At 63.8% G+C, this 24,603-nt stretch carries 25 protein-coding genes; 17 read left to right on the top strand and 8 right to left on the bottom strand.

What is annotated here, in order from left to right; genetic code table 11:
• Positions 1–18 precede the first annotated feature (18 nt).
• Positions 19–1,572: a trimethylamine methyltransferase family protein gene (locus tag AC1DZ8_RS27245; protein WP_477302457.1), complete on the top strand. Its 1,554-nt coding sequence runs from the start codon at positions 19–21 to the stop codon at positions 1,570–1,572.
• 82 nt (positions 1,573–1,654) lie between these two features.
• Here the strand turns inward: AC1DZ8_RS27245 and AC1DZ8_RS27240 are convergent, their stop codons facing one another.
• From AC1DZ8_RS27240 to AC1DZ8_RS27225, 4 genes are all read right to left on the bottom strand, one after another.
• Positions 1,655–2,014, bottom strand: coding sequence for an SPW repeat protein (locus AC1DZ8_RS27240; protein ID WP_477302455.1), 360 nt, complete (start codon positions 2,012–2,014; stop codon positions 1,655–1,657).
• A 192-nt stretch (positions 2,015–2,206) separates the two neighbouring features.
• Entirely contained in the window at positions 2,207–2,368 is a 162-nt protein-coding gene (locus AC1DZ8_RS27235; protein WP_477302453.1) for a hypothetical protein, read from the bottom strand.
• Between the two features lie 127 nt (positions 2,369–2,495).
• On the bottom strand, positions 2,496–4,124 hold the full coding sequence (gene groL, locus AC1DZ8_RS27230) for a chaperonin GroEL (protein WP_477302451.1): 1,629 nt from the start codon (positions 4,122–4,124) through the stop codon (positions 2,496–2,498).
• Between the two features lie 61 nt (positions 4,125–4,185).
• Positions 4,186–4,500: a co-chaperone GroES gene (locus tag AC1DZ8_RS27225; protein ID WP_019859661.1), complete on the bottom strand. Its 315-nt coding sequence runs from the start codon at positions 4,498–4,500 to the stop codon at positions 4,186–4,188.
• A gap of 248 nt (positions 4,501–4,748) precedes the next feature.
• On the opposite strand from AC1DZ8_RS27225, the gene AC1DZ8_RS27220 reads away from it, so the two are divergent.
• Together AC1DZ8_RS27220 and AC1DZ8_RS27215 are read left to right on the top strand one after the other, a co-directional pair.
• The gene (locus tag AC1DZ8_RS27220; RefSeq protein WP_477302449.1) at positions 4,749–5,012 is read left to right on the top strand and encodes a hypothetical protein; all 264 of its coding nucleotides are present in this window, start codon (positions 4,749–4,751) and stop codon (positions 5,010–5,012) included.
• Entirely contained in the window at positions 5,009–5,275 is a 267-nt protein-coding gene (locus AC1DZ8_RS27215) for a DUF1488 family protein (protein WP_352584873.1), read from the top strand. The genes AC1DZ8_RS27220 and AC1DZ8_RS27215 overlap by 4 nt, the downstream gene beginning before the upstream one ends.
• A gap of 22 nt (positions 5,276–5,297) precedes the next feature.
• Here the strand turns inward: AC1DZ8_RS27215 and AC1DZ8_RS27210 are convergent, their stop codons facing one another.
• Together AC1DZ8_RS27210 and AC1DZ8_RS27205 are read right to left on the bottom strand one after the other, a co-directional pair.
• Positions 5,298–5,489, bottom strand: coding sequence for a hypothetical protein (locus tag AC1DZ8_RS27210; RefSeq protein ID WP_477302447.1), 192 nt, complete (start codon positions 5,487–5,489; stop codon positions 5,298–5,300).
• Positions 5,490–5,496: 7 nt separating this feature from the next.
• A complete protein-coding gene (locus AC1DZ8_RS27205; RefSeq protein ID WP_477302445.1) occupies positions 5,497–5,712 on the bottom strand; it encodes a hypothetical protein in 216 nt (71 codons plus the stop codon).
• A 280-nt stretch (positions 5,713–5,992) separates the two neighbouring features.
• On the opposite strand from AC1DZ8_RS27205, the gene AC1DZ8_RS27200 reads away from it, so the two are divergent.
• The gene (locus AC1DZ8_RS27200) at positions 5,993–6,400 is read left to right on the top strand and encodes a DUF3168 domain-containing protein (RefSeq protein ID WP_477302443.1); all 408 of its coding nucleotides are present in this window, start codon (positions 5,993–5,995) and stop codon (positions 6,398–6,400) included.
• Here the strand turns inward: AC1DZ8_RS27200 and AC1DZ8_RS27195 are convergent.
• Complete coding sequence (locus AC1DZ8_RS27195; RefSeq protein ID WP_477302441.1) at positions 6,397–6,783, bottom strand: ester cyclase; 387 nt, start codon at positions 6,781–6,783, stop codon at positions 6,397–6,399. The genes AC1DZ8_RS27200 and AC1DZ8_RS27195 overlap by 4 nt on opposite strands.
• A 281-nt stretch (positions 6,784–7,064) precedes the next feature.
• Between AC1DZ8_RS27195 and AC1DZ8_RS27190 the strand changes: the two genes are divergently transcribed.
• The 13 genes from AC1DZ8_RS27190 to AC1DZ8_RS27130 all read left to right on the top strand — a co-directional run bounded on the left by AC1DZ8_RS27190 (position 7,065) and on the right by AC1DZ8_RS27130 (position 21,822).
• Positions 7,065–7,325 (top strand): hypothetical protein, encoded by a 261-nt coding sequence (locus tag AC1DZ8_RS27190; RefSeq protein ID WP_352584879.1) that lies wholly within the window; start codon positions 7,065–7,067, stop codon positions 7,323–7,325.
• 84 nt (positions 7,326–7,409) lie between these two features.
• Positions 7,410–8,075 carry a response regulator transcription factor gene (locus tag AC1DZ8_RS27185; RefSeq protein ID WP_112564177.1) on the top strand — a complete coding sequence of 222 codons (666 nt, stop codon included), beginning with the start codon at positions 7,410–7,412 and terminating at the stop codon, positions 8,073–8,075.
• On the top strand, positions 8,059–9,480 hold the full coding sequence (locus AC1DZ8_RS27180; RefSeq protein WP_477302438.1) for an ATP-binding protein: 1,422 nt from the start codon (positions 8,059–8,061) through the stop codon (positions 9,478–9,480). The genes AC1DZ8_RS27185 and AC1DZ8_RS27180 overlap by 17 nt, the downstream gene beginning before the upstream one ends.
• A 176-nt stretch (positions 9,481–9,656) precedes the next feature.
• Positions 9,657–10,100, top strand: coding sequence for a hypothetical protein (locus AC1DZ8_RS27175; protein WP_477285787.1), 444 nt, complete (start codon positions 9,657–9,659; stop codon positions 10,098–10,100).
• Between the two features lie 94 nt (positions 10,101–10,194).
• Positions 10,195–11,334, top strand: a complete 1,140-nt coding sequence (gene ccmI, locus AC1DZ8_RS27170; RefSeq protein ID WP_477302436.1) for a c-type cytochrome biogenesis protein CcmI — start codon at positions 10,195–10,197, stop codon at positions 11,332–11,334.
• A 3-nt stretch (positions 11,335–11,337) separates the two neighbouring features.
• A complete protein-coding gene (ccmE, locus tag AC1DZ8_RS27165; protein WP_477302434.1) occupies positions 11,338–11,781 on the top strand; it encodes a cytochrome c maturation protein CcmE in 444 nt (147 codons plus the stop codon).
• Positions 11,781–13,772: a heme lyase CcmF/NrfE family subunit gene (locus tag AC1DZ8_RS27160; protein ID WP_477302432.1), complete on the top strand. Its 1,992-nt coding sequence runs from the start codon at positions 11,781–11,783 to the stop codon at positions 13,770–13,772. Before ccmE ends, AC1DZ8_RS27160 begins: the two co-directional genes overlap by 1 nt.
• Positions 13,769–14,236, top strand: a complete 468-nt coding sequence (locus AC1DZ8_RS27155) for a cytochrome c-type biogenesis protein (protein WP_477302430.1) — start codon at positions 13,769–13,771, stop codon at positions 14,234–14,236. Before AC1DZ8_RS27160 ends, AC1DZ8_RS27155 begins: the two co-directional genes overlap by 4 nt.
• Positions 14,237–14,358: 122 nt before the next feature.
• Positions 14,359–15,903, top strand: coding sequence for a Do family serine endopeptidase (locus AC1DZ8_RS27150; protein ID WP_477302428.1), 1,545 nt, complete (start codon positions 14,359–14,361; stop codon positions 15,901–15,903).
• A 257-nt stretch (positions 15,904–16,160) separates the two neighbouring features.
• Positions 16,161–16,835 (top strand): response regulator transcription factor, encoded by a 675-nt coding sequence (locus AC1DZ8_RS27145; RefSeq protein ID WP_023670185.1) that lies wholly within the window; start codon positions 16,161–16,163, stop codon positions 16,833–16,835.
• Positions 16,836–16,842: 7 nt separating this feature from the next.
• Entirely contained in the window at positions 16,843–18,318 is a 1,476-nt protein-coding gene (locus AC1DZ8_RS27140; protein ID WP_477302426.1) for a sensor histidine kinase, read from the top strand.
• An 11-nt stretch (positions 18,319–18,329) separates the two neighbouring features.
• The gene (locus AC1DZ8_RS27135) at positions 18,330–21,284 is read left to right on the top strand and encodes a bifunctional [glutamine synthetase] adenylyltransferase/[glutamine synthetase]-adenylyl-L-tyrosine phosphorylase (RefSeq protein ID WP_477302928.1); all 2,955 of its coding nucleotides are present in this window, start codon (positions 18,330–18,332) and stop codon (positions 21,282–21,284) included.
• Positions 21,285–21,348: 64 nt separating this feature from the next.
• Positions 21,349–21,822, top strand: coding sequence for an EF-hand domain-containing protein (locus AC1DZ8_RS27130; RefSeq protein WP_477302424.1), 474 nt, complete (start codon positions 21,349–21,351; stop codon positions 21,820–21,822).
• A gap of 65 nt (positions 21,823–21,887) precedes the next feature.
• On the opposite strand, the gene AC1DZ8_RS27125 is transcribed toward AC1DZ8_RS27130, so the two are convergent.
• Positions 21,888–24,209 (bottom strand): PAS domain-containing sensor histidine kinase, encoded by a 2,322-nt coding sequence (locus AC1DZ8_RS27125; RefSeq protein ID WP_477302422.1) that lies wholly within the window; start codon positions 24,207–24,209, stop codon positions 21,888–21,890.
• Between the last annotated feature and the right edge of the window lie 394 nt (positions 24,210–24,603).

The raw sequence follows: 24,603 nt of genomic DNA, 5'->3' as shown, positions 1-24,603 counted from the left end.
CAATGAGGAGTGGTGGCCATGGTCGATGATGTCATAAGGGAGACCAGGCGCGAGCGCCGGCGCGGACACACCGGGGAGGCCGGCAGCGGCTCAAGCCGCCACCCGAACTATCGTTCGCTCAAAAACCCGTTCCTGCCGCAGCCGGTGTTTTCGGACGATCGCGTCGCCGCCATCCACGACACGGCGCTGCGGGTGCTGGAAGAGCTCGGCATCAAGGTGCTGCTACCCGAGGCGCGCGCGATTTACGCCAAAGCCGGTGCGCTGGTCGATGAGGACAGTCAGATGGTGCGCATCGGCCGAGACATCGTCACGGCCGCACTGGCCTCGGCGCCAAAGTCGATCCCGGCGCTGGCCGGCGACCGCAGCCGAGACCTCACGCTCGAACTCGGCTCGATGACATTCCTGGCCGGCGCTGGCGCGCCCAACGTCACCGATCTCGAACGCGGCCGCCGGCCGGGAACGCTCAGCGCCTTCGAGGAATTGACCAAGCTCATCCAGCATTTCGACGTACTGCACATGCTTTGCCCCTGCATCGAGCCGCAGGATGTCGACAACCGTTTACGCCACTATGCCGTCAACCGCGCGCAATTGACGCTGTCCGACAAGTTCCCCTTTGTCTTCGCTCGTGGAACGCCGCAGGTCGAGGATGGGTTTGAGATGATCCGGCTGGCGCGCGGGCTGTCAGAGGATGAATTCCGCGCTGGCGCCCATTGCTACACCATCATCAACACCAATTCACCGCGCCAGCTCGACATTCCGATGGCGCAAGGCATCATCGACTTCGCCCGCGCCGGGCAGGTCCTGGTCATCACGCCGTTTTGCCTCGCCGGGGCCATGGCGCCGATCACGGTCGCCGGCGCGCTGACGCTGCAGCATGCCGAGGCGCTGGCCGGTCTGGCATTGGCGCAGGTCGTACGCCCGGGCGCACCCGTGCTTTACGGTTCCTTCTCCTCCAATGTTGACATGAAGTCGGGCGCTCCGGCATTCGGCACGCCCGAACACGTCAAGGCGACACTTGGGGCCGGCCAATTGGCGCGCTTCATCGGCCTTCCCTGGCGTTCGGGTGCCGGCAGTGCCGCCAACATTTCCGACGCGCAGGCAGCTCATGAGTCGCAGTTCGCCCTTTGGGGTTCGGTGCTTGCCGGCGCCACCGTCTGCATTCACGCCGCGGGCTGGCTGGAGGGTGGCCTGAGTGTCTCTTTCGAGAAGCTGATCACCGACATCGAGGCAGTGCAGTCGATTGCCGAGCTTTGCGCGGCAACTCCCGGTGACGACGATGCGATCGGTTTCGAGGCCATCGCCGAAGTGCAGCCAGGCGGGCATTTCTTCTCCGCCGGCCACACCATGGCGCGCTATCGCACCGCCTTCTACGAGCCGCTGGTCGCCGACTGGTCGAATTTCGGCAACTGGACGCAGTCCGGTTCGAAGTCGGCGACCGAGCGCGCCACCGGCATCTGGAAACGGACGCTGGCCGACTTCCAGCCGCCGGCTTCGGCCACTGCCACCACTGGCATTCTCGATGAGTTCATAGCCCGGCGCACTGAACAAGGCGGCGCGGCGCCGGTCTCGTGAGGTAGTGCGGGCCGGCGCATCGCTCTCAGCTGTCAGCGGAGCCCGCCGCTCACGCGCCGGGCCCCTCCTTTGTCGTCACCGATCACGCATGCGCGTGCGGGTGATGGACGTCCCAGACTGCCCAGGCCGATGCGAGAACCACCAGCACGCCAAGAACCATATGGGTTCCCATTGCGTTTGCGTTCGCCACAAAACCAAGCAGCCAGGGCGAGACGATCAGCCAGAGCCCGAGAACAAGATTCACCCACTCTTCCCACTCGGCGAATACGGAAAGCGTCGCGAAAGCCAGCGCACCGAGCACAACGCCAACAATCCAGGCGTTGTAAGCGGCAGTGGTTTCAGCGGCGAAGCCGACTATCCAGGGTGAGACGAACAGGCAAACGGCAAGGATCAGATTGATCAGATCCTGGCCACGTTTTCCTTCCATGAGTTTATTGGCCATGACAACCTCCATAGAGAAGCTTGACCAAAGCACTATGTGTCGCGTGCACCGCACGCTTAGTGATTGATATAATTACGCTTCAAATGGCCTTCAAGGAGCTGCCCAAGGAGGCCGATGGCTGCGAATTCATGGCGTAGCGCGCCGAACAGAGTTGGGGCGGCCCCGGTCTCGTGACGAAACGCGGCGCGCGCCTCACATCGGCCGCTTGTCGCCGGTCTTCGGCGGTTCGCGGCGGATCGTGCCGGCGTCGGTCAGCTTATGCTTGTCGGCGGCAATCCGGCGGATGCGATCGAAGCGGCTTTCCTCTGCCGGCTTCGCCGGCACGCCATTCGGCTTTGGTGCGAACGTGATCATCTGTCGGTCTCCCTGTCGTTGCTGACTGCTGACTGACGGAAATCCTTGGGCGCGCCGGGAAAATCTCCCCGGCGGCCGTTGTTCTGTCTATCGCCCGGCTCCCCGGGCGGGCATTTCAGGCGCGTGGTCAGTAACCGCCCATGCCGCCGCCGTTGCCCGCAGGTGCTGCATCCTTGGCCGGGATGTCAGTGATCATCGCTTCGGCGGTGATCAGAAGCGCTGCGATCGAGCCGGCATCCTGCAGTGCGGTGCGCACCACTTTCGCCGGATCGACGATGCCCGCCTTGATCATGTCGACATAGACCTCGTTCTGGGCGTCAAAGCCCTGATTGTGATCCTTGCTGTCGGAGAGCTTGCCGACGACGATCGAGCCTTCGACGCCGGAATTCTCGGCGATCTGGCGGATCGGCGCTTCGAGCGCGCGCAGCACGATCGAAATGCCCGCCGTCACATCGTCATTGGCGCCGGTGAGGCCGGCAAGCGCCGACCGGGCGCGCAGAAGTGCTACGCCACCACCGGGGACGATGCCTTCCTCGACCGCGGCGCGCGTCGCGTTCAGCGCGTCGTCGATGCGGTCCTTCTTTTCCTTCACTTCCGACTCGGTGACGCCGCCGACGCGGATGACGGCAACGCCGCCGGCAAGCTTGGCCAGCCGCTCCTGCAGCTTCTCCTTGTCATAGTCGGACGTCGTCTCCTCGATCTGGCCCTTGATCTGGGCGATGCGCGCCTGGATGGTGGCCTTGGTGCCGGCGCCGTCGATGATCGTGGTGGTGTCCTTCTCGATCAGCACGCGCTTGGCGCGGCCGAGCATCTCGATGGTGACGTTTTCGAGCTTGATGCCGAGATCTTCGGAAATCATCTGCCCCGATGTCAGCACGGCGATGTCTTCCAGCATCGCCTTGCGGCGGTCGCCGAAGCCCGGCGCCTTGACGGCCGCGACCTTGAGGCCGCCGCGCAGCTTGTTGACGACCAGCGTCGCCAGAGCTTCGCCTTCGACGTCTTCGGAGATGATCAGCAACGGCCTGCCGCTCTGCACCACCGCTTCGAGGATCGGCAGCATTGCCTGCAGATTGCCGAGCTTCTTCTCGTGGATAAGCACGTAAGGCTCTTCCAGCTCGACGCGCATCTTGTCGGCGTTGGTGACGAAGTAGGGTGAGAGATAGCCACGGTCGAACTGCATGCCTTCGACGACGTCGAGTTCGGTGTCGGCTGTCTTGGCCTCCTCGACGGTGATGACGCCGTCATTGCCGACCTTGTCCATCGCCTTGGCGATCATGGCGCCGACGGTGGCGTCGCCATTGGCGGCGATGGTGCCGACCTGGGCGATCTCGGCCGAGGACTTGACCTTCTTGGCTTTCGCCTTGATGTCCTTGACCGCGGCGGCGACAGCCTGGTCGATGCCGCGCTTGAGGTCCATCGGGTTCATGCCGGCGGCAACCAGCTTGGCGCCTTCGCGCAGGATCGAGGCGGCCAGCACCGTGGCGGTGGTGGTACCGTCACCGGCGAGGTCATTGGTTTTCGAGGCCACTTCGCGCACCATCTGCGCGCCCATGTTCTCGAACTTGTCGGCAAGCTCGATTTCCTTGGCGACGGTGACGCCGTCCTTGGTGATGCGCGGCGCGCCATAGGCCTTGTCGATGATGACGTTGCGGCCCTTGGGGCCGAGCGTGACCTTCACCGCATTGTTGAGGATCTCGACGCCGCGCAGCATGCGGTCGCGCGCGTCGGTGGAGAATTTGATTTCCTTGGCAGACATTTTTTCATCCAGTTCGTATTTGGAGTGGACCTTTCGCCGCGCGGACCGCGCAGCGCGCCATTCAGGCAGCCTTCTTGGCTTCGACGCTCTTCTCGATCACGCCCATGATGTCGGCTTCCTTCATGATCAGAAGGTCCTCGCCGTCGATCTTGACCTCGGTGCCCGACCATTTGCCGAACAGGATCAAGTCGCCTGCCTTGACATCGAGCGGAACAAGCGCGCCGTTTTCGTCGCGCGCGCCGGGGCCGACGGCGATGACTTCGCCTTCCTGCGGCTTTTCCTTGGCATTGTCGGGAATGATGATGCCGCCCTTGGATTTGGTATCGCCTTCGGCGCGCCGGATGACGACGCGGTCGTGGAGTGGCCGAAACTTCATGAGAACTTCTTTCTGGGGCCTGCACAGGCGGCCACACCGCTCTTATAGGCGCGTTGGCACTCGATAGATAGGAGTGCCAAAAATTATTCGCGGGCAATCCAAAATATTAAAAAGTATTATGTGGCCTGCGGATTTCCAGATATCGCGCTCCGTCTAAATAATTCAAAAAATTGAATTTCTGTGCCAAAGCGACTATTTATATGGAAAGTTTCATTTCAACGGTTTCAGGCACCAGGGAGATTTAAGCGATGGCCGACGGCAATCAGAGTATCATGGAAAAAGCTGAGGCCCGCTTCATGGACAAGCAGAAGAAGACGGCCGAGCGCAACAAGGCGACCTCCGATTACGTATCCGAGGCCAGAGCCAGGGAGATCAAGACCGCAAGGCTCAGGGGATTGCGCCTGGCCAAGGAAGAGGCCGACCGCATTGAGGAAGCCCTGAACCCGACACCGAAGAAGAAGCGGGCGACAGTCAAGAAGGCTGCCGCCGCACCGAAGGGAGCCAAGTCATGAGCCTGACATTCCCCAATCCAAGCCGCAGCTATGACGAGGCCGGCAAGCGCATCCGCTTTGTCGGCCATGACGGCATGTTCCAGATTTCCTTCTCTGTCGCCGCCGATGCCATCTCGAAGGCGCCATCGGGGACGGCGACCGCGGAAGCCACCTATCTGGCGGCTTTCGATACGGCGTCAAGGTCCATCCATGACATTGCCAGCAAGGCTTATGCCCGCACCCGCAAGAGCATCTATGTGCTCACCGCCGCGGATTTCAGTTAGCCTCTGCTGCGATCGACCTGGATCAGGATTTGCGGTCGGCTTTTGCCCGCCGCTTGGCGTCCCGGCTGTTCAGGCGGTCGGCCATCGCTTCCGCATCGCGCACAGTCATGCCGACCATGACCTGATGCTTGAGCTCGACAGGCTGGCCGGTGAAGATGTCGAAGATGGTCCAGCTGTCAGGCTCGTCCATGCGCAAGGCGTAGCGGTTTGCCATCTCGGCGTCAGGCCTTTGACATAAAAAATGCCGCCGCCAGGATCAGGATTGTCCAGGCCAGCACCGACAGCTTCAAGACCAGGCCGCCATGCACGGAAAGAACCTCCCGCATCCGCAAAGCCATGGCATTCATGCCCTTCGACGGGGTGGGCGCTGCCGCAATCGCGACCGGGGGCTTGACGCCAAGCTTTCCAAAAGCCGGCAGCAGCGATGGCGTTCGCATGAAATGACCTCGAATTGTCGGAGAAAACAGGCCTCCTCATAACACCCTTCTTGAAACTCCCTGCATGCCAAATAGAAACCGGTCCGTGAACCGGCCATGCCGCCCGATTCGCAACCGCGTCGGGCCGGTTGTCATCTGGCGAAACCGACGCAACGCAGTTAGGTTGCGCGCGAAACTGCCGGCGAGCATGAGGTTTGTTCCAGAGCATGATGCCGAAAAGTGTGAAGCGGGTTTCGGATGACATCATGCTCTTAGGCGTGACAGGCGAACGGAGACGACGATGACGGCGCCCGGCGATTTGCTGCAAGCCCTGTTCATGAGATTGAAAAGCGACGCCTCGCTGACGGCGCTGCTCGGCGGCGCCGGGTTGCGCGAGCAGGCGGCCGACAGTGCCGCCTTTCCCTATGTCACCTATGGCCGGACCAGCGCGTTCGATCTCGACACCGGCGCCGACAACGATGACGATCAGCTGATCACGCTGCATGTCTGGTCGAAGGCGCAAGGCGAGGCCGAGACGCGTCTGATCATGGACAGCATCCGGGCGCGCCTCGACGGCGCTGCATTCGCCACCGGCTCGCGCGACCAGACCCGCCTGTCGCTGGAATTCGCCGAGGCGCGCTACGACGAGGACCTGGCGCTCCATCACGGGGTGCTGCGGATACGCGCCATCACGCAAAGCGCGACCTAAATTTGCGCCTGGATTTCGGCCTTGTCGATGACCGACCACACCTCGCGAATGCGAGCGTCTGCGAATTCGTAGAAAACATTCTCGGCGAACGTCACGCGCTTGCCGTTCACCGGCAGGCCGAACAGCATTCCCTTGGGATGACAGTCGAAATGCAGGCGCGCCGCCACGCGCGGCGGCTGGCAGACCAGCAGTTCGATGTTGAAACTGAGATCGGGAATGGCCGCGAAATCGCCTTCGAGCATGCTGCGATAGCCTGACAGGCCGAGCATTTCGCCATTGTGCTGAACTTCATTGCCGACAAACTTTCCGAGATTGGCCCAGTCCTGGGCATTCAGGCAGGCGATGTAGCCCCGGTAAAGGTCGGCAAGGTCATTATCCGTCATGGCGCGCTCCGATGATTTGGCGTTCCCTACGCTAATTAGGGCGCCCCTGAGAATGGTCGCGCTTTGACCTGTTCCCGATCCACCTGCGACTTGAGAACCAGCTGGCAAAAAACATAGCCGCGCTGCCGGTTTTCCGGCTATGAATCGCACGCCCGGTCTGAGGGGATCTGGGCGGCATGATTGCATTCATTCGTTTCGCGCGCAGGGGGTATTGCGGGGATGGATTTTCAACCGCTCACCGTTCATTTCACGTTCAGCACAGTTGCGTTACAACGCTGATCATGAAAACGCTTCGCTCTCATTTCAGAACCGCGACACTGGCGCTTGGCATCGCCGGGGTGTTGGCGTCGCAGGCGACGCCGGCGGCCGCGGCCGATTGCTACGCGATCGGTCAGCAGGTTGCCGAGCAGAATGGCGGCACACTGGCCAAGGCTTCGCAGTCGACGCGGGGCGGTCAGGAGGTCTGCGTCATCGTCGTTCTGGTGCCTGGCAAGGACGGCCAGCGTCCGCGCCGCTCCGAGATCGTCGTCCCGGCGAACTGACCCCCCAATCTTCCCTTTACAGGGCTTGTTTCCCAGGCCGTCGGAATCGGCCTATATCTGAGACATCAACAGGCCTGCCCGATCATGCGCGTACTCGTCGTCGAAGATGACAAGGATCTCAACCGACAACTGGCCGACGCGCTGGTCGATGCCGGCTATGTCGTCGACCGCGCCTATGACGGCGAGGAAGGCCATTTCCTCGGCGACACCGAACCCTACGACGCCGTCGTGCTCGACATCGGCCTGCCGCAGATGGACGGCATCAGCGTCGTCGAGCGCTGGCGCCGCAACGGCCGCAAGATGCCGGTGCTGATCCTGACCGCGCGCGACCGCTGGAGCGACAAGGTGTCGGGCATCGATGCCGGCGCCGACGATTACGTCACCAAGCCGTTCCACATCGAGGAGGTGCTGGCCAGGGTGAGGGCGCTGATCCGGCGCGCCGCCGGTCATGCCTCGTCCGAGCTCACCTGCGGGCCGCTGCGCCTCGACACCAAGGCCTCCAAGGCCGATGTCGACGGCCAGCCGCTGAAACTGACCTCGCATGAGTTCCGCCTGCTTGCCTATCTGATGCACCATATGGGCGAGGTGGTGTCGCGCACCGAACTGGTTGAGCATCTCTACGACCAGGATTTCGACCGCGATTCCAACACCATCGAGGTGTTTGTCGGCCGGCTGCGCAAGAAGATGGGCATCGACATGATCGAAACCGTGCGCGGCATGGGCTATCGCATGCGTGAGCCGGAGGCGTAAGGCGGAACCGCTCCCCATACCAGAAAGGAAGCCTTTTTCGGCACGGCTCTGGCCGCGCTCGCTGGCCTTTCGCGTCATCGGCTTTTCCACGATCTGGGCGATCCTCACCCTGATCGTCATCTTCACCTTGATCACCACGCTCTACCGCCAGGCCAGCGAGCGTGGCTTCGACAGCCTTTTGTCGGCGCATCTGTTCAACCTGATCGGCTCCGTCGGCGTTTCCGAATCCGGCCAGCTCACCGGCGCTCCCGACCTCGGCGACCTGCGCTTCTCTGAGCCGAATTCGGGCTGGTACTGGTCTGTGGAGCCGGCTTCCGAAGGCGTGCACGGCAACCTTCATTCATCCTCGATGACCACGACGATCCCGTCGCCGACCGTCGCCGAGGTGCCGTTCAATTCCAGTTTCCAGCGCAGCTATTCCACCGACGGCATCGGTGACGAGGAACTGCAAGTGTTCGAAAGCGAATTCGTTCTCGACGCCAAAAACCGCGCCGCGCGCTTCCGCGTCATGGGCAACAAGACCGAGCTCGAGCAGGAGATCGCCACCTTCCAGCGTCGCCTCTTGACCTATCTCAGCCTGTTCGGCGTCGGCATGATCGCCATCAACGCCATCGCCATCCTGCTCGGCCTGCAGCCCTTGCGCCGGGTCCGCAACGCGCTTGCCATGGTCCGCGAGGGCACGGCGCAACGGCTTGACGGTCAATTCCCGGCCGAGATCGAGCCGCTCGCCAACGAGACCAATGCGCTGATCGAAAACAACAAGCGCATCGTCGAACGCTCGCGCACACAGGTCGGCAATCTCGCCCATTCGCTGAAGACGCCGCTCGCCGTGCTGATCAATGAGGGCCGTGCGCTCGGCGGCGCCAAGGGCCAACTCATCGCCGACCAGGCCGCCTCGATGCAGAAGCAGGTCGATCACTATCTGCAGCGGGCGAGGGTCGCGGCGCAGCGCGACAGCGTCGTCTACCGCACGCCGGTGACGCCGCTGGTGCAGCCCATGGTGCGCGTGCTGCAGAAGCTCAAGCCTGATGTCAGCCTGTCGCTTACGTTGCCGGTGGCCGACATCGTCTTTGCCGGCGAGCGCGAGGATCTGGAGGAACTGCTTGGCAATCTCCTCGACAATGCGATGAAATGGGCAAAGAGCACTGTCGCCGTGTCCGTCACGCCGGCCGGCGCCGCCGGCTTGTTCGAGATCGCAATTGAGGATGACGGTCCAGGCATTCCCGAGGACAAGGCGCGCGATGCGCTGAAACGTGGCCGGCGCCTCGACGAGACCAAGCCGGGCACCGGGCTCGGACTTGCCATTGTCGCCGACCTCGTCAACGAATATGGCGGCGCGCTTGCGCTGGACCGCTCCGCCTTGGGCGGGTTGAAGGCGGTGGTGCGCCTGCGCAGCCTTCCATGATGCTCTTCCCGGGAGCCAATCGACATGGCCGAATGCCTGTGTTATGGCGGCCCATCGATTGCACAAAAGCCGTTAAAAACGGCCAAATTTCCGACAAATATCAATAGTATGGCCTCCAGATATCCCCGATGACGCGGCCCCCCAGCGCATCCCGTTCAAGAAAACTGGTTGTAGGCATGAAGATTCGCGTTGCGCTCGTTTCCGCACTGCTCGCTCTCTCCGGCTGCGGAACCCTGAGCAAGGGCGGCGGCCCGGATATCTCCATCACCAACCCCCCCGCGTCGCCTCCTTCAGGGGCTAAAGTCGCGACGACGATCATCTCGGCCATGGCCGGCGGGCTCGTCGGCGGATCGATCGGCAGCGGCCTGAGCGAGACCGAGAAGCGCAAGGCGCTCGAGGCGGAATACAAGGCGCTCGAATACACGGCGAGCGGCCAGAAGGTGACGTGGAAGAGCGACAGTTCGGCCCATTCCGGCGAAGTCGTCGCGGCCCAGCCCTATCGCGTCGGCTCGCAGGATTGCCGCCAGTACACCCATACGGTGTTTACCGGCACGGCCGGCCAGACCGCGCGTGGCACCGCCTGTCGCAACGCCGACGGCAGCTGGACGCCGCTGACCTGACCGTTCGGGCCGGCTGATCGTGATCGGCCTCCCGTCAAAGCGTCGCAGCACCCTCATGTTGTGAGAGCAGGGCTCTCGCTCTATTGGAAGAACCATGCTGTTCTGGGTCATAGCCGCAATCCTCACGCTGGGTGCAAGCCTGGCGGTGCTGCTGCCGCTGACCAGCGGCGGCAACGGCGCTTCGACCAGCAGCGACCATGACCTTGAAGTCTATCGCGACCAGCTGGCCGAGCTCGAGCGTGACGCTGCGCGCGGCCTGATCCAGCCGGCGGAAGCCGAGGAGGCGCGCGCCGAAATCGCCCGCCGCATCCTTCGCCTGAGGGATGTCGGACAAGCCGATGCGCCGAAGTCGCGGCAGCCGTCGAGAGCAATAAGGCTGGTGGCGACGTCAGCGGTGCTGGTGGTCCCGCTGCTCAGCTGGAGCCTGTACAGCCAGCTCGGTTCGCCCGATTTGCCGTCACAGCCGCTTGCCGAGCGGCTGGCCAAGAACCCGGCCGACAGCTCGGTCGACGAGTTGGTGGCGCGCGCCGAGGCACATCTTGCCGCCAATCCGTCCGACGGCAGGGGATGGGACGTGCTCGCCCCGATCTACCTGCGCCTGCAGCGCTTTTCCGATGCGGTGACCGCCTATCGCAACGCCATCCGCCTCGATGGCGACACGTCTGCCCGCGAGGCCGGGCTCGGCGAAGCGATCGCCAATGCGGCCGGCGGCATCGTTTCGGCCGATGCGCAATCGGCTTTCGAGCAGGCGTTGAAGCTCGACCCGGCAAACCCGAAAGCGTCCTTCTACCTGGCGATGGCGCTGGCGCAGGAAGGCCGCATACCGGAAGCCACAGCGGCCTGGCAGAAAATGCTCGGACTCCTGCCGCAGGATTCGCCCTGGCGGGGCGCTGTCCAACAGGCACTGGCCGAGGCCGCCAACCGCAGCGTCGCGTCAGGAGAGCCCGCGAAAGGCCCCGATGCCGCAGCCGTCGATGCCGCCTCGTCGATGCCGCCGCAGGACAGGCAGGCCATGATCGATACGATGGTCGCTGGTCTCGACGAAAAACTGCGACAAAATCCGCGTGACACGGAAGGATGGATGCAGCTCATTCGTTCCTATGTGGTGCTGGGCAAGGCCGACCAGGCGCGCGACGCGCTGCATCGCGGTATTGCCGTGTTTGGCGCCGACAGTGAGGAAGCGAAGAAATTCACCGCCTTTGCCGCCTCGCTCGGCCTGACGGCGACGGAGTAGGGCATGACGCGCAAGCAGAAGCGATTGTCGGTGATTATCGGAGGGCTGGCCTTTCTCGGCGCCGCCACCGGGCTGACCTTCTACGCGCTCGGCCAAAAGGCGTCGTATTTCTATATGCCTGCAGATCTGACCACCGCCAGCCTGCAGCCGGGCCAGCGCATCAGGCTTGGCGGCCTCGTCGAAAAGGGCACGGTCGTGCGCGGGCAGGGCGCAACCGTTGCGTTCTCGGTGACCGACACGCACAAATCGGTCAAGGTCACCTATACCGGCATCCTGCCCGACCTGTTCCGCGAGGAGCAGGGCGTCATCACCGAAGGCAGCTTCGGCGCGGACGGCGTCTTCCTCGCCGACAGCGTGCTGGCCAAGCATGACGAGCGTTATATGCCCAAGGAAGTGGCCGATGGGCTGAAGGCCAAGGGCGTGTGGCAAGAGAACAAGAGTGAGTAATGGTTGAGACCGGACATTTCGCGCTCGTCCTCGCCTTCGCCCTGTCGCTGGTGCAGACGCTGGTGCCGCTCATCGGCGCCCGTACCGGCAATCAGCGGCTGATGGCTGTCGGCGGTCCGGTCACGGTGACCGGCTTCGCGCTGACCGCGCTCTCCTTCGCAGCCCTCGCCGGCGCCTATGCCGCCTCCGATTTCTCGGTGGCGAGCGTTTGGGAAAACTCGCATTCGCTGCAGCCGCTGATCTACAAGATCACCGGAACCTGGGGCAATCACGAAGGCTCGATGCTGCTCTGGGTGCTGATCCTGACCTTCTTCGGCGCGCTGGTCGCCGTCTTCGGTTCCAATTTGCCGGCAACGCTGCGGGCCAATGTGCTGGCCGTGCAAGGGGCGATCGGCGCCACCTTCTTCCTGTTCATCCTGGCGACGTCCAACCCGTTCATCCGGCTCAATCCGGCGCCGATCGAAGGCCGCGATCTCAACCCGGTCCTGCAGGACCTCGGCCTCGCCATCCACCCGCCGCTGCTCTATCTCGGCTATGTCGGCTTCTCCATCTGCTTCTCCTTCTCGGTCGCGGCTCTCATCGAAGGTCGCATCGATGCCTCCTGGGCGCGCTGGGTGCGGCCATGGACGCTGGTCGCCTGGATGTTTTTGACCGGCGGCATCGCCATGGGCTCCTACTGGGCCTACTACGAGCTCGGCTGGGGCGGCTTCTGGTTCTGGGATCCGGTCGAAAACGCCTCCTTCATGCCGTGGCTTGCGGGCACGGCCTTGCTGCACTCGGCGATCGTCATGGAAAAGCGCTCGGCGCTCAAGATCTGGACGCTGCTGCTCGCCATCCTGACCTTCTCGCTGTCGTTGCTCGGCACCTTCCTGGTGCGCTCCGGCGTGCTGACCTCGGTGCATGCCTTCGCCACCGACCCGACCCGCGGCATCTTCATCTTGTGCATCTTGACGCTGTTCATAGGCGGTTCGCTGGCGCTGTTTGCGCTGCGTGCCTCAAGCCTGACGGCCGGTGGCCTGTTCCACCCGATCTCGCGCGAAGGCGCGCTGGTGCTCAACAATCTGTTCCTGACCACCGCCACCGCCACCGTGCTGGTCGGCACGCTCTATCCGCTGGCGGTCGAGGCGCTTTCTGCCGGCAAGATCTCGGTCGGCGCGCCGTTCTTCAACCTGACATTCGGCCCGCTGATGGTGCCGCTGCTGGTCGTGGTTCCGTTCGGGCCGCTGCTCGCCTGGAAGCGCGGTGACCTCTATGCCGTCGCCCAGCGCCTGATGGCGGCCTTCGCCGCAGCCTTGCTGGCGATGCTGGTCACCGGCCTGTTCATCGACGGCGCGTCGGTGTTCGCCGCTCTTGGCGTCGGCCTTGCCTGCTGGCTCGTCTGCGGCGCGCTGACCGACCTTGCCGTCAAGTCCGGCTTTGGTTCGGTAACCCCGGCCATCATGCTGCGCCGTTTCGCCGGCTTGCCGCGTTCGGTGTTCGGCACCGCCCTTGCCCATCTCGGACTCGGGCTGACGACGCTCGGCATTGTCGGCACGCTGTGCTTCGGCACCGAAAAAATCCTGTCGATGCATGCCGGCGAAAGCGTCGAACTGTCCGGCCACACGCTGCGTTTCGATGGCCTTTTCCCGGCGCAAGGCCCCAACTACAACGAGCAGCGCGGCCGCTTTTCGCTGATCGGCGCCGATGGTGGCGTTTCGGCGGAAATCACCTCGGCCAAGCGATTCTTTCCGGTGCGGCAGACGACGACGACCGAATCCGGCATCGAGACGCTTGGATTCAGCCAGCTCTATCTGTCGCTGGGCGACGAAGGCACCGATGGTTCGGTCGTGGTGCGCCTGTGGTGGAAGCCGCTGGTGACGCTGATCTGGGGCGGTGCTCTGGTGATGATGGCAGGCGCGGCGATGTCGCTGCTCGACCGTCGCCTGCGCGTCGGTGCGCCCTCGCGCCGCCGCAAGCAGGCAGCTGTCATGCCGTCGGCAGGCGTGCCGTGAGCACCAGATTCTCGCTGGCCTCGCTCATTCTGCTGCTGGCGCTGCTGTTTGCCGGCGCAGCGCAAGCGGTGAAACCGGACGAGGTTCTCGCCGACCCCGCGCTCGAGGCGCGGGCGCGGCTGCTGTCGGAAGGCCTGCGCTGCATGGTCTGCCAAAACCAGTCGATCGACGAATCCGATGCAGACCTTGCCCGCGACCTGCGCATCCTGGTGCGCCAGCGCCTGGTCGCCGGCGATACCGACCAGCAGGTGATGGACTACATCGTGTCGCGTTACGGCGAGTTCGTGCTGTTGAAGCCGCGCTTCAGCCCGCGCAACGCCTTGCTGTGGGGCACGCCGGTGTTGCTGCTTCTGGTCGGCGGCATTTTCATCGTGGCGACCACGCGCTCCCGCCGCTCGCTGGCAACCAAGGCGCTGAGCGCCGAGGAACAGGCGGCGCTGGACACCATCCTGCGGCGCGACTGAACAGCGCCAACATTACAAAACTTTCATGCTTCGGAAATGGCGCCGTAATGTGCGCCTCTCTATTCCTCTTGTCCGAGGATGCTCTGCCTGAGCCGCATCCAGTGAAAAGAGGATACAGATCCATGTCTATTGCCCCCAATTCATATTCCCGCACCCGCAAGCGTCTGTTGGCCGCCGCCGCTTCGCTGGCCATTGCCGGCGCCATCGGCTTCGGCGCCGTCGCCACCGGCACGGCTCCTGTTCTGGCCGACGCCGTCCGGGTCGAAGCGCCGCAGGTGCCGGGCTTTGCCGATGTCGTCGAGCGCGTTTCGCCGGCCGTGGTCAGCGTCAAGGTTAAGGCCAAGATCGAACCGGCCGCCGATGACGGCTCCGACCAGTCCGACGATCCGGATGGCTTCAACAACATGCCCGACAATCCGCAGCTGCGGCAGTTCTTCAAGCAATTCCGCGGCTTCGGCGATCAGAACGGCCAGAACCGCCGCTTCAGCCATCGCGACCGCAACAACGACCAGCCCCGCCCGGTGGCGCAGGGTTCGGGCTTCTTCATCTCCGATGACGGCTATCTCGTCACCAACAACCATGTCGTCGAGGAAGGCTCGGCCTTCACCGTGGTGATGAATGACGGCAAGGAACTCGACGCCAAGCTGATCGGCACCGATCCGCGCACCGATCTCGCCGTGCTCAAGGTCGATGGCGTCGGCAAGTTTACCTATGTCGACTTCGCCGACGATTCCAAGGTTCGCGTCGGCGACTGGGTGGTTGCCGTCGGCAATCCGTTCGGCCTCGGCGGCACCGTCACCGCGGGCATCGTCTCGGCCCGTGGCCGCGACATCGGCGCCGGCCCCTATGACGACTTCATCCAGATCGACGCTTCGGTCAACCGCGGCAATTCGGGCGGCCCGACCTTCAACCTCAATGGCCAGGTCGTCGGCATCAACACGGCGATCTTCTCGCCCTCGGGTGGCAGCGTCGGCATCGCCTTCGACATTCCGGCCTCGACCGCCAAGCAGGTCGTGCAGGACCTGATGAAGAGCGGCTCGGTGCAGCGTGGTTGGCTCGGCGTCGAAATCCAGCCGGTCACCTCGGATATCGCCGAATCGCTTGGCTTGAAGTCGCAGAACGGAGCTCTGGTTTCCAGCGCCCAGGACGGCGGACCCGGCAAGAAGGCCGGCATCACCGCCGGCGACGTGATCACCCAGGTCGAAGGCAAGGACGTTGCCTCGCCGAAGGAACTGGCCCGTCTGATCGGCGCCTATTCGCCCGGCAAGTCGGTTGACGTCACGGTGTGGCGCGACGGCAAGAGCCAGACGATCAAGGTCGATCTCGGCACCCTGCCTTCGAGCGACAAGCAGGCTTCGGCCGACCCGCAGCAGCCCCCAGCCCCGGCAAAGCCGGCCGCGCTGGCCGATCTCGGCCTCACCGTCACCAAGTCGGAAAACGGCAAGGGCCTGGTGGTCACCGATGTCGACCCCGACAGCGATGCCGCCGACCGTGGCATCCAGCCCGGCGATGTCATCACCTCGGTCAATTCGACGGAGGTGAACGGCACCGAGGACGTCGCCAAGGCGATGGCCGATGCGGTCAAGTCCGGCCGCAAGGCGGTGCTGATGCAGATCACCCGCGACGATTCGAACCGCTTCGTCGCGCTGCCGGTCGCCAAGGGCTGACATCGAACACTTTTCCAGTGCGGCGGTTTCAACACCCCCGAGCCGCCGCACGGAAAAGCAAGGGGCCGAACGCGTTAGTCAGTCATCGTGTTCTGCCCCCGGCGGCAGCGGGCCCCCATCGCCCGCTGCCGCTCTAACAGCAAAGCATGTCGCCCAAAAGTGCACGGCAGTTTTGGGACAAACAACATGCTTGAACGAAAGCTTTCACGCTCATGGCGGCCCCTCAATCTTCCAGCGAAATCGCGTATAACGGCTCTATGAAGATTCTCGTCATAGAAGACGATCGCGAGGCGGCGGACTACATGCAGAAGGCCTTTGCCGAGGCCGGGCACACCGCCCATGTCGCCGGCGACGGCGAAACCGGCTTCGCGCTTGCCGATGCCGGCGACTACGACGTGATGGTCGTCGACCGAATGATGCCGCGCCGCGATGGGCTTTCCGTGATCGCCGGCCTGCGGTCGCGCGGCAACACCACGCCGGTGCTGATCTTGTCGGCGCTGGGCGAGGTCGACGACCGCGTCACCGGCTTGCGCGCCGGCGGCGACGACTATCTGACCAAACCCTACGCCTTTTCCGAATTGCTCGCCCGCGTCGAGGTGCTGAACCGCCGCGCCAGCGCCAGGGAAGCCGAAACCGTCTACCGGGTCGGCGATCTTGAGCTCGACCGTCTTTCCCATTCCGTCAAGCGCGCCGCGCGCGAGATCACGCTGCAGCCGCGCGAATTCCGCCTGCTCGAATATCTGATGCGCCACGCCGGCCAGGTGGTGACGCGCACCATGTTGCTCGAAAATGTCTGGGACTACCATTTCGACCCGCAGACCAACGTCATCGACGTGCATGTCTCGCGGCTGCGCGGTAAGATCGAGAAGGGTTTCGACAAGCCGATCCTGCACACCGTGCGCGGCGCCGGCTATATGCTGAAGAGCGGCTAGAACGCCAATGGCCCTTTCCCTGCCGGCCATCATGAGGACGACGGCGGCGCGGCTTTCGGCGCTTTATTTCCTGCTTTTCGCGCTCTGCGCCGTGCTGCTCGTTTTCTACATGACGTCGCTGTCGGCGCGCATGCTGACCGGCCAGACCCAGCAGACGATCAATGACGAGGTGCTCGGCCTGGCGCGAGCCTATCAGCGCGGCGGCCTGCCGGTGCTGGTACGCGTGGTCGAGCAGCGTTCGCGCCAGCCCGGCGCCAACCTCTATCTGATCGCGGACGCCAACGGCCAGATCCTCACCGGGAACGTGCAGAGCCTGGAGCCGGGTGTGCTCGAGACCGATGGCTGGACGACCGAGCCGTTCTCCTACCGCCGCTTCGGCGAAGGCGAGCTTGAGCGGCAGCGCAATCAGGCTGCCGACCCCAACGGGACGCAGCCCGGCGAGCCCGAAATTCAGGTGGAAGGCGAGAAGGGTCACAACGCCATCGCGCTGGTGCTGCGCCTGCCCAACCAGATGATCATGCTTGTCGGCCGCGATCTCGGCGAACCCGAGCGCTTCCGCGCCGTCATCCGCCGCGCGTTGATGCTGGCGCTGGGCATGATGGGGTTGGGCGGGCTGCTGATCTGGTTCTTTGTCGGCCGCGCGGCGCTGAAGCGCATCGACAGCGTCTCGGAGGCGAGCCGCCGCATCATGGGCGGCGATCTCACGGGACGTCTGCCGGTGACCGGCGCCGGCGATGAGTTCGACCGCCTGTCGGAAAACCTGAACACCATGTTGGCCAGGATCGCGACGCTCAACGAAGGCCTGAAGCAGGTCTCCGACAACATCGCTCATGATTTGAAGACGCCGCTGACCAGGCTACGCAATCGCGCTGAGGCCACGCTTTCGGGCAAGCACAAGACCACTGACTACCGGCAGGCGCTGGAAGGCACCATCGCCGAGTCCGACCAGCTGATAAAAACCTTCAACGCCATCCTGATGATCTCCAGGCTGGAGGCGGGCTATTCCTCGGAAAGCACCGGCAAGGTCGATCTCGCCGCCGCCGTGCGCGATGTCGTCGAGCTTTACGAGCCGGTGGCGGAGGAGGCCGGCGTGGCGCTCGAAACCTCCGTGGACGGGGACTTCACCGTCAATGGCAATCGCGAACTGATCGGCCAGGCGCTGTCGAACATCGTCGACAACGCCATCAAATATTCAACCGACGCAGCTGAAAAGCCGGCCGTGCGCGTGGCGCTGCAGCGTGTCGGCCATGACATCCGGCTCTCCGTCACCGACAATGGCCAGGGCATTCCCGATGACGCCGATCGCGCCAGGGCGACCGAGCGCTTCGTGCGGTTGGAAAAGAGCCGCTCGCAGCCGGGGTCGGGCCTGGGCCTCAGCCTCGCCAAGGCGATCATGACGTTCCACAATGGCCGGCTTGAACTTCTGCCTGCCAATCCCGGATTGTCCGCTATCATGAGTTTCCCGGTACGGGAGGACCATTGATGGCGGTGAGGATGGCGCAGACGCAGGTAGAGACCGAATGGCATCTGCAGCTGGCGGCGCAACTTGCGCCGCTGGATAAGAGCCGCGCCCGGCGCGAACTGTCGGAGCTCGCCGCCGAAGCCGAGGACGAGAACCTGCCGCGGCTGGCGAAATTCCTCGCGGGCAAGGGCGCCGCCCAGGATTTTCTCGCTGCCGTCTTCGACCTCTCGCCCTTCCTGCGCGATGTCGCGCGCCGCCGGCCGCAAATTCTCGATGCGCTGTTCGATGCCAGTGTCGAGGCCAGGCTGACCGGCATTAGCGACGCCATCGGCAAGGCCGCCTTTGCCGAGACCGTCTCGGAATCGAGCCTGATGATGGAACTCAGGCAGTGGAAGAGCGAAGCTCACTTCCTGATTGCCCTTGCAGACCTTTCCGGCGAGGCCGAGACCGCGCTGACGGTCAGGCGCCTCAGTGATCTCGCCGATGCCTGCAGCCGTGCTGCCGTCAACTTCCTGCTGCGCGAGGCGCACAGCCAGGGCAAGCTCAAACTGCCGGATCCCGAAAAGCCGTCTCAGCAGTCCGGCTGGATCCTGCTCGGCATGGGCAAACTCGGCGCCCATGAACTGAATTTTTCCTCCGACATCGATCTCGTCGTCTTCTTCGATCCGGAAGCGCCGGCGATCGTCGATCCGCTCGATGCCACCGAGCTGTTTGCGCGCCTGACCCGCAGGCTGGTCCGCATCCTGCAGGACCGCACCGAACACGGCTATGTCTTCCGCACGGACCTCAGGCTTCGCCCTGATCCCGGCTCGACGCCGCTGGCGATCCCGGTCGAGGCGGCGCTCCGCTACTATGAGGCGCGCGGCCAGAACTGGGAACGCGCCGCCATGATCAAGGCGCGCCCGGTGGCCGGCGATCTCGCAGCCGGCGAGGCGTTTCTGCGGGAGTTGCAGCCTTATGTCTGGCGCAAATACATGGACTATGCGGCGATCGCCGACGTCCATTCGATCAAGCGCCAGATCCATGCCCACAAGGGCCATGGCGAAATCGCGGTGAAGGGCCACAACGTCAAGCTCGGTCGCGGTGGCATTCGCGAGATCGAGTTCTTCGTCCAGACCCAGCAACTGATCGCCGGCGGACGCTTTCCCGAGTTGCGCGGCCGCGAGACCGTGCCGATGCTGGGTGCTCTGGCGGCGCGCAACTGGATCACCGCCGATGCCCGCGATGCGCTCACCCGCCAATACTGGTTCCTGCGCCGCGTCGAACATGCCATTCAGATGGTCGCCGACGAGCAGACGCATATCCTGCCGGACGATGATGAGGGGCTGGAGCGCATCGCCCAAATGCTGGGCTTTGCCGATGCCGCCAAATTTTCCGAAACTTTTCGCGCGGCTTTGCATGAAGTCGAGCGCCATTACGCGGCGCTGTTTGAAACCGCGCCGGAACTGTCGGCCGGCGTCGGCAATCTGGTCTTCACCGGCGATGTCGACGATCCCGACACGCTGCGCACCTTGCACGGCCTCGGCTTCAAGCGGCCGAGCGACATCTGCCGCGTCATCCGCGGCTGGCATTTCGGCCGCTACCGCGTCACCCGGTCGGCCGAGGCCCGCGAGCGTCTGACCGAACTGACACCGGCGCTGCTCAAAGCCTTCGGCCAGACGCGCCGGGCCGACGAGGCGTTGGTGCGCTTCGACGAATTCCTCGCCGGTCTGCCGGCCGGCATCCAGCTGTTTTCGCTGCTGCAGTCGAACCCCGCTCTGCTGAAACTGATGGCGACCATCATGGGCGCCGCACCCCGGCTGGCGGCGATCATCACCAAGCGTCCGCATGTCTTCGACGGCCTGCTCGATCCGGCGCTGCTGAACGAATTGCCCAATCGCGCCTATCTGTCCGCGAGGCTGGCGGCTTTCATCGAAGGTGACAGGGCCTATGAGGACGTGCTCGACCGTCTGCGCATCTTTGCCTCCGAGCAGAAGTTCCTGATCGGCGTGCGCCTGCTCGCCGGCTCGATCAGCCCCAGCCGTGCCGGACGTGCCTTTTCCGACCTCGCCGACCTCACCATCGACGCCGCACTGCAAGCGGTGACGGCCGAATTTGCACTGCGCCACGGCCGCATCGCCGGCGGCACGGTTTCGCTGCTCGGCATGGGCAAGCTCGGCAGCCGTGAGCTTACCGCCGGCTCGGACGTCGACCTCATCCTGCTCTACGATCACGACGCCGATGCCGAGGAATCCGACGGCCACAAGCCGCTGGCGCCGTCGCACTACTACACCAGGATGACGCAGCGGTTGATCGCGGCTGTCTCAGCACCGACCGCCGAGGGCGTTCTCTACGAGCTCGACCTGCGCTTGCGGCCGTCCGGCAACAAGGGGCCGGTCGCCACCCATGTCGACGCCTTCAAGAAGTATCAGCGTCAGGAAGCTTGGACCTGGGAGCACATGGCGTTGGCCCGCGCCCGTGCCATCGGCGGTGACGCCGCACTGTGCGTCGAGGTTGAAGTCGAGGTGGCCAAACTTTTGGCCCTGCCGCGCGACGCTGCCAAGGTGCGGGCCGAGGCAACCGAGATGCGCGCGCTGATCGAGAAGGAAAAATCACCGCGCGATCTCTGGGACATCAAGCTGATCCCTGGCGGCCTCATCGACCTCGAATTCATTGCGCAAGTGGCCGTCATCACCGGCCAGGTTGAAGCCGGCAACAGGGTGACAGCGACCGGCGAAATCCTGTCGCATCTGACGCCGGATTTCGCCGACGCAGACGTCAGGCAAGAGCTTTGCGAAGCCTATCAACTCTATCTGGCGCTGACCCAGATGACGCGGCTTTGCCTTACCGGCGCATTCGAACGCGACGACGTTCCGCCGGGATTGTCGGATCTGCTTCTGGCGGTGACTGACCTGCCGGATTTCGGTGTGCTGGAAGCACATCTCAAGGAGACGTCGCAAAAGGTCAGAAAGGACTTCGACCTTTTGCTTCGTACGAAAGGGTCGTGAGGGCGTGAAGCGCTGACGGCTGTTTCGGATCGCATCGGGGGTGACGATGCAACAGGAGATATCAATGAGAAAGACAACCGGACTTGCCCTTGCCTTCGTCGCGCTCGCCGGCGCCGTCGGCACCACCGCCTATGCCGAAAACAATCATAGCGCCAGAATGCGCGAGGACACGATGATGCGCCTCGACAAGGCGATGAAGGATTCCAACGGCACCATCAGCTTCGACCAGTTTTCCGACGTCATGAACGCACGGCTGAAGAAGCTGGTCGCCGACAATGGCGGCAAGCTCACCGTCGCCCAGCTCGCCGACGCGCTGGAGAAGGCGCGTTTCGAAGAAATGGCCAAGCGCATCGTCGCCCGCTACGACACCAAGGGTGACGGCACGCTGACCACTGACGACATCACCGGGCGTGAGAAAAAAGTGTTCGCCATGCTCGACCGCAACAATGACGGCAAGATCGAGCGCAACGAACTGCCAAAGAACGGCCGCATGGGCCGCCATCGTCAATGGGATGGCGGCGACGACAGCATGCAGTGAGGTTGAGTGATCTGGGTCCGGCGGCAAGGCCGCCGGATTCTGCACGGTTTGACCACGATGAAAAACTAGGCCGCCGCCTTCACCGCCGGCGCCGCCTTCTTCACCGGAATGCGCACCGATACGATGGTGCCGACGCCTTCGGTCGAGCGGATTTTCAGCGCGCCGCCCTGCAGCTCGGCCAGTGAGCGCGAGATGGCGAGGCCAAGGCCGGAGCCGGCGTGGTTCTTGGAAAACTGGTTCTGCACCTGTTCGAATGGCCGGCCGAGCTTGCTCAGCGCTTCCTTCGGAATGCCGCAACCATTGTCCTCGATGGTCAGCACCAGCGCGCCTGAAGTATTGCGGGCACGCACCGAGATGTGGCCGCCCTGGCCGGTGAATTTTACCGCATTCGACAGAAGGTTGATGGCGATCTGCTTGATCGCCCGGCGATCGGCGAACAGGGTCATCGTATCGGCGATGCGGGTTTCGACCGTGATCGATTTCTCCGCCGCCTGCAGCGAGATGACGCGGACCGTCTCGCGGATCAGCGGACAGAGATCGATCTCCTCGCGGTCCATCGAGAACTGGCCGGCTTCGATCTTCGACATGTCGAGTATGTCGTTGATGACGCCCAGCAGATATTTGCCGCTGCCGTTGATGTCGTTGGCATATTCCTCGTAGCGCGGCGAACCCAGCGGCCCGAACAGGCCCTGTTCCATCAATTCGGAAAAGCCGATGATGGCGTTGAGCGGCGTGCGCAGTTCGTGCGACATGTTGGCCAGGAATTCGGACTTGGCCCGGTTGGCGGCCTCGGCGCGCTCGGTTTCCTTCATGTATTTGCGGTTGAGTTCGACCAGTTCCTTGGCGCGTTCCTCCTCGGCCCGCCGGGCGAGGCTGAGGTCGTGGATGGTCGCCATCAGCCGGCGCTCGCTGTCGACCAGCTTCTCCTGGTGCAGTTTGATCTGGGTGATGTCGGAGCCGACCGAGACGGTGCCGCCATCCCTGGTCCTCAATTCGTTGACCTGAAGCCAGCGGCCGTCGGAGAGCTGCCGCTCGAAGGTCGCGCCGCCTTGCGGCCCATTGGTGTTGGCCAGTCGCCGCTCCGAGGCGAAAGCCAGCATGCGTTCTTCCAGTACGGCACGCGCTGCGCCCGGCATGACGTCGCGGTCCGACAGGCCGTTGTCCTTCTGGTATTTGGAATTGCACATGATCAGCCGCTGGGTGGCATCCCACAGCACGAAGGATTCGTTGATGTTTTCGATCGCCGTGCGCAGCCGCAGGTCTGCCGCCTCGGAGCGCAACGCCAGATGCCGCTGTTCGGTGACGTCGACGGCGATGCCGATCAGCTGGATCTCGGGCGCTTCCGGGTCGATCACCTGCGCCCTGGCGCGCATCCACACCCACTGGCCGTCGGCGTGGCGCATGCGGAACACCTGGTCGATATGGTCGATCTCGCGCTCGACGATTTTGTTGGCCAGCTCGAACAGGTCGCCGTCCTCGGGGTGGATGATGTCATCGACCTCGCCGAACGACAGCATCGAGTTGCAGGGCTCGTAACCCAGCATGTCGTACATCGAGCGCGACCAGTACATCTTGCCGCGCACCATGTCCCAGTCCCACAGGCCGCAGCGGCCGCGCACCAGCGCCATGTCGATGCGCTGGTGGGCTTCGAGATAGATGCGGTCGGCCGTCTGGGCGCGCGATGCCTGGCCGAAATAGGCGTAGAGGATGATGATCAGCACGCCGGCCGTCAGCACGAACAGCGTGACGTTGAGCGACACGGTTTTGCGCCAGCTGTCGAACACGGCTTCCTGCGGCACCAGCACGGCGGCGGCGTTCTTGCGGTCGCGGGTCAAGCTCACCGCCGCATACCAGTCCTGCCCGCCGATGCTGACATCCATGACGCCGGCGCGGTCGCCGAACATGAACAGCGGCTGGCCGTCCAGCACCAGGCTGTCGAGCGAGCGCCCTTGCCAGCCGCTCGACAGCGGCGACACGGCAATGATCTTGAAGGCGCTGTCGGTGATGACAAGCACATGGCTCCTGCCCATGGCGCCCTGGCGGCTGGTGCTTTCCAGCAGGTCGATGGCGCCGTTGGATGCCGCGTTCGGGTCGGCCGAGATTGCGTTCGCCATCTGGCCGGCGGCCAGCCCCAGAACCGCCTTGACGTCGCGCTCGGCATCGTCGCGCTCGTTCATCAGCGAGAGCACGCGCAGTGCGGCGATGACGATCAGGAAGATGATGATGAGCGCCGGTATCGAACGACGCAGAAGGGGTTCGGCAGCCAGGAGCCGCCGGTAGGCTGGTTCAGCGATGAGCCGCGTATTGCCGGCGAGGCCGTCGCCCCGCGCCTTGCGCCGCTCAAAAGCCGTCCCCTCGGGCGCGCCCCACGCGTCCGCCTTGGCCATAAATGGCACTCCCCGAATTTCCGTACGCTTGACGATCCGGCAACACCGCACGTCCGAATCGTCTGTAAAGAATCAAAGGTGATTCGCCTTGTCCAGTGGCGCAGGCGAAAAACATTAAAAATTGATTGAAATAACGCAGGAATCCCTCCCCCGCAAGGGCAGGGGAATCGCATATGGCGATTTTGGGCTTGAAGTTGGCTTGAGAAGAGATTCTTTGGGAAGGCAGTCTTAGCGAAGGAGCGACTGCCATTTCCAGCCTTGAGAGCTATTTCGGGGCGGTGCCAGATCCGCGTGCGGCCAACGCCACGCACCGGCTAGGCGATCTGATCGTGATGATGATCGCGGCAAGCCTGTGTGGCGCAACCAACGCGACGGAGTTTTCGCTGTTCGCGCA

The organism is Mesorhizobium sp. P2_F7, assembly GCF_056403695.1.
The sequence above is the reverse complement of the archived record's forward strand: the minus strand, read 5'-3'. Positions and strand labels throughout refer to the sequence as shown.

Excerpts from the sequence above, each read along its gene's own strand:
- AC1DZ8_RS27245 (WP_477302457.1), top strand. The coding sequence starts at position 19 with ATGGTCGATGATGTCATAAGGGAGACCAGGCGCGAGCGCCGGCGCGGA.
- AC1DZ8_RS27240 (WP_477302455.1), bottom strand. The coding sequence starts at position 2,014 with ATGGCCAATAAACTCATGGAAGGAAAACGTGGCCAGGATCTGATCAAT.
- AC1DZ8_RS27235 (WP_477302453.1), bottom strand. The coding sequence starts at position 2,368 with ATGATCACGTTCGCACCAAAGCCGAATGGCGTGCCGGCGAAGCCGGCA.
- groL (WP_477302451.1), bottom strand. The coding sequence starts at position 4,124 with ATGTCTGCCAAGGAAATCAAATTCTCCACCGACGCGCGCGACCGCATG.
- AC1DZ8_RS27225 (WP_019859661.1), bottom strand. The coding sequence starts at position 4,500 with ATGAAGTTTCGGCCACTCCACGACCGCGTCGTCATCCGGCGCGCCGAA.
- AC1DZ8_RS27220 (WP_477302449.1), top strand. The coding sequence starts at position 4,749 with ATGGCCGACGGCAATCAGAGTATCATGGAAAAAGCTGAGGCCCGCTTC.
- AC1DZ8_RS27215 (WP_352584873.1), top strand. The coding sequence starts at position 5,009 with ATGAGCCTGACATTCCCCAATCCAAGCCGCAGCTATGACGAGGCCGGC.
- AC1DZ8_RS27210 (WP_477302447.1), bottom strand. The coding sequence starts at position 5,489 with ATGGCAAACCGCTACGCCTTGCGCATGGACGAGCCTGACAGCTGGACC.
- AC1DZ8_RS27205 (WP_477302445.1), bottom strand. The coding sequence starts at position 5,712 with ATGCGAACGCCATCGCTGCTGCCGGCTTTTGGAAAGCTTGGCGTCAAG.
- AC1DZ8_RS27200 (WP_477302443.1), top strand. The coding sequence starts at position 5,993 with ATGACGGCGCCCGGCGATTTGCTGCAAGCCCTGTTCATGAGATTGAAA.
- AC1DZ8_RS27195 (WP_477302441.1), bottom strand. The coding sequence starts at position 6,783 with ATGACGGATAATGACCTTGCCGACCTTTACCGGGGCTACATCGCCTGC.
- AC1DZ8_RS27190 (WP_352584879.1), top strand. The coding sequence starts at position 7,065 with ATGAAAACGCTTCGCTCTCATTTCAGAACCGCGACACTGGCGCTTGGC.
- AC1DZ8_RS27185 (WP_112564177.1), top strand. The coding sequence starts at position 7,410 with ATGCGCGTACTCGTCGTCGAAGATGACAAGGATCTCAACCGACAACTG.
- AC1DZ8_RS27175 (WP_477285787.1), top strand. The coding sequence starts at position 9,657 with ATGAAGATTCGCGTTGCGCTCGTTTCCGCACTGCTCGCTCTCTCCGGC.
- ccmI (WP_477302436.1), top strand. The coding sequence starts at position 10,195 with ATGCTGTTCTGGGTCATAGCCGCAATCCTCACGCTGGGTGCAAGCCTG.
- ccmE (WP_477302434.1), top strand. The coding sequence starts at position 11,338 with ATGACGCGCAAGCAGAAGCGATTGTCGGTGATTATCGGAGGGCTGGCC.
- AC1DZ8_RS27160 (WP_477302432.1), top strand. The coding sequence starts at position 11,781 with ATGGTTGAGACCGGACATTTCGCGCTCGTCCTCGCCTTCGCCCTGTCG.
- AC1DZ8_RS27150 (WP_477302428.1), top strand. The coding sequence starts at position 14,359 with ATGTCTATTGCCCCCAATTCATATTCCCGCACCCGCAAGCGTCTGTTG.
- AC1DZ8_RS27145 (WP_023670185.1), top strand. The coding sequence starts at position 16,161 with ATGAAGATTCTCGTCATAGAAGACGATCGCGAGGCGGCGGACTACATG.
- AC1DZ8_RS27140 (WP_477302426.1), top strand. The coding sequence starts at position 16,843 with ATGGCCCTTTCCCTGCCGGCCATCATGAGGACGACGGCGGCGCGGCTT.
- AC1DZ8_RS27135 (WP_477302928.1), top strand. The coding sequence starts at position 18,330 with ATGGCGCAGACGCAGGTAGAGACCGAATGGCATCTGCAGCTGGCGGCG.
- AC1DZ8_RS27130 (WP_477302424.1), top strand. The coding sequence starts at position 21,349 with ATGAGAAAGACAACCGGACTTGCCCTTGCCTTCGTCGCGCTCGCCGGC.
- AC1DZ8_RS27125 (WP_477302422.1), bottom strand. The coding sequence starts at position 24,209 with ATGGCCAAGGCGGACGCGTGGGGCGCGCCCGAGGGGACGGCTTTTGAG.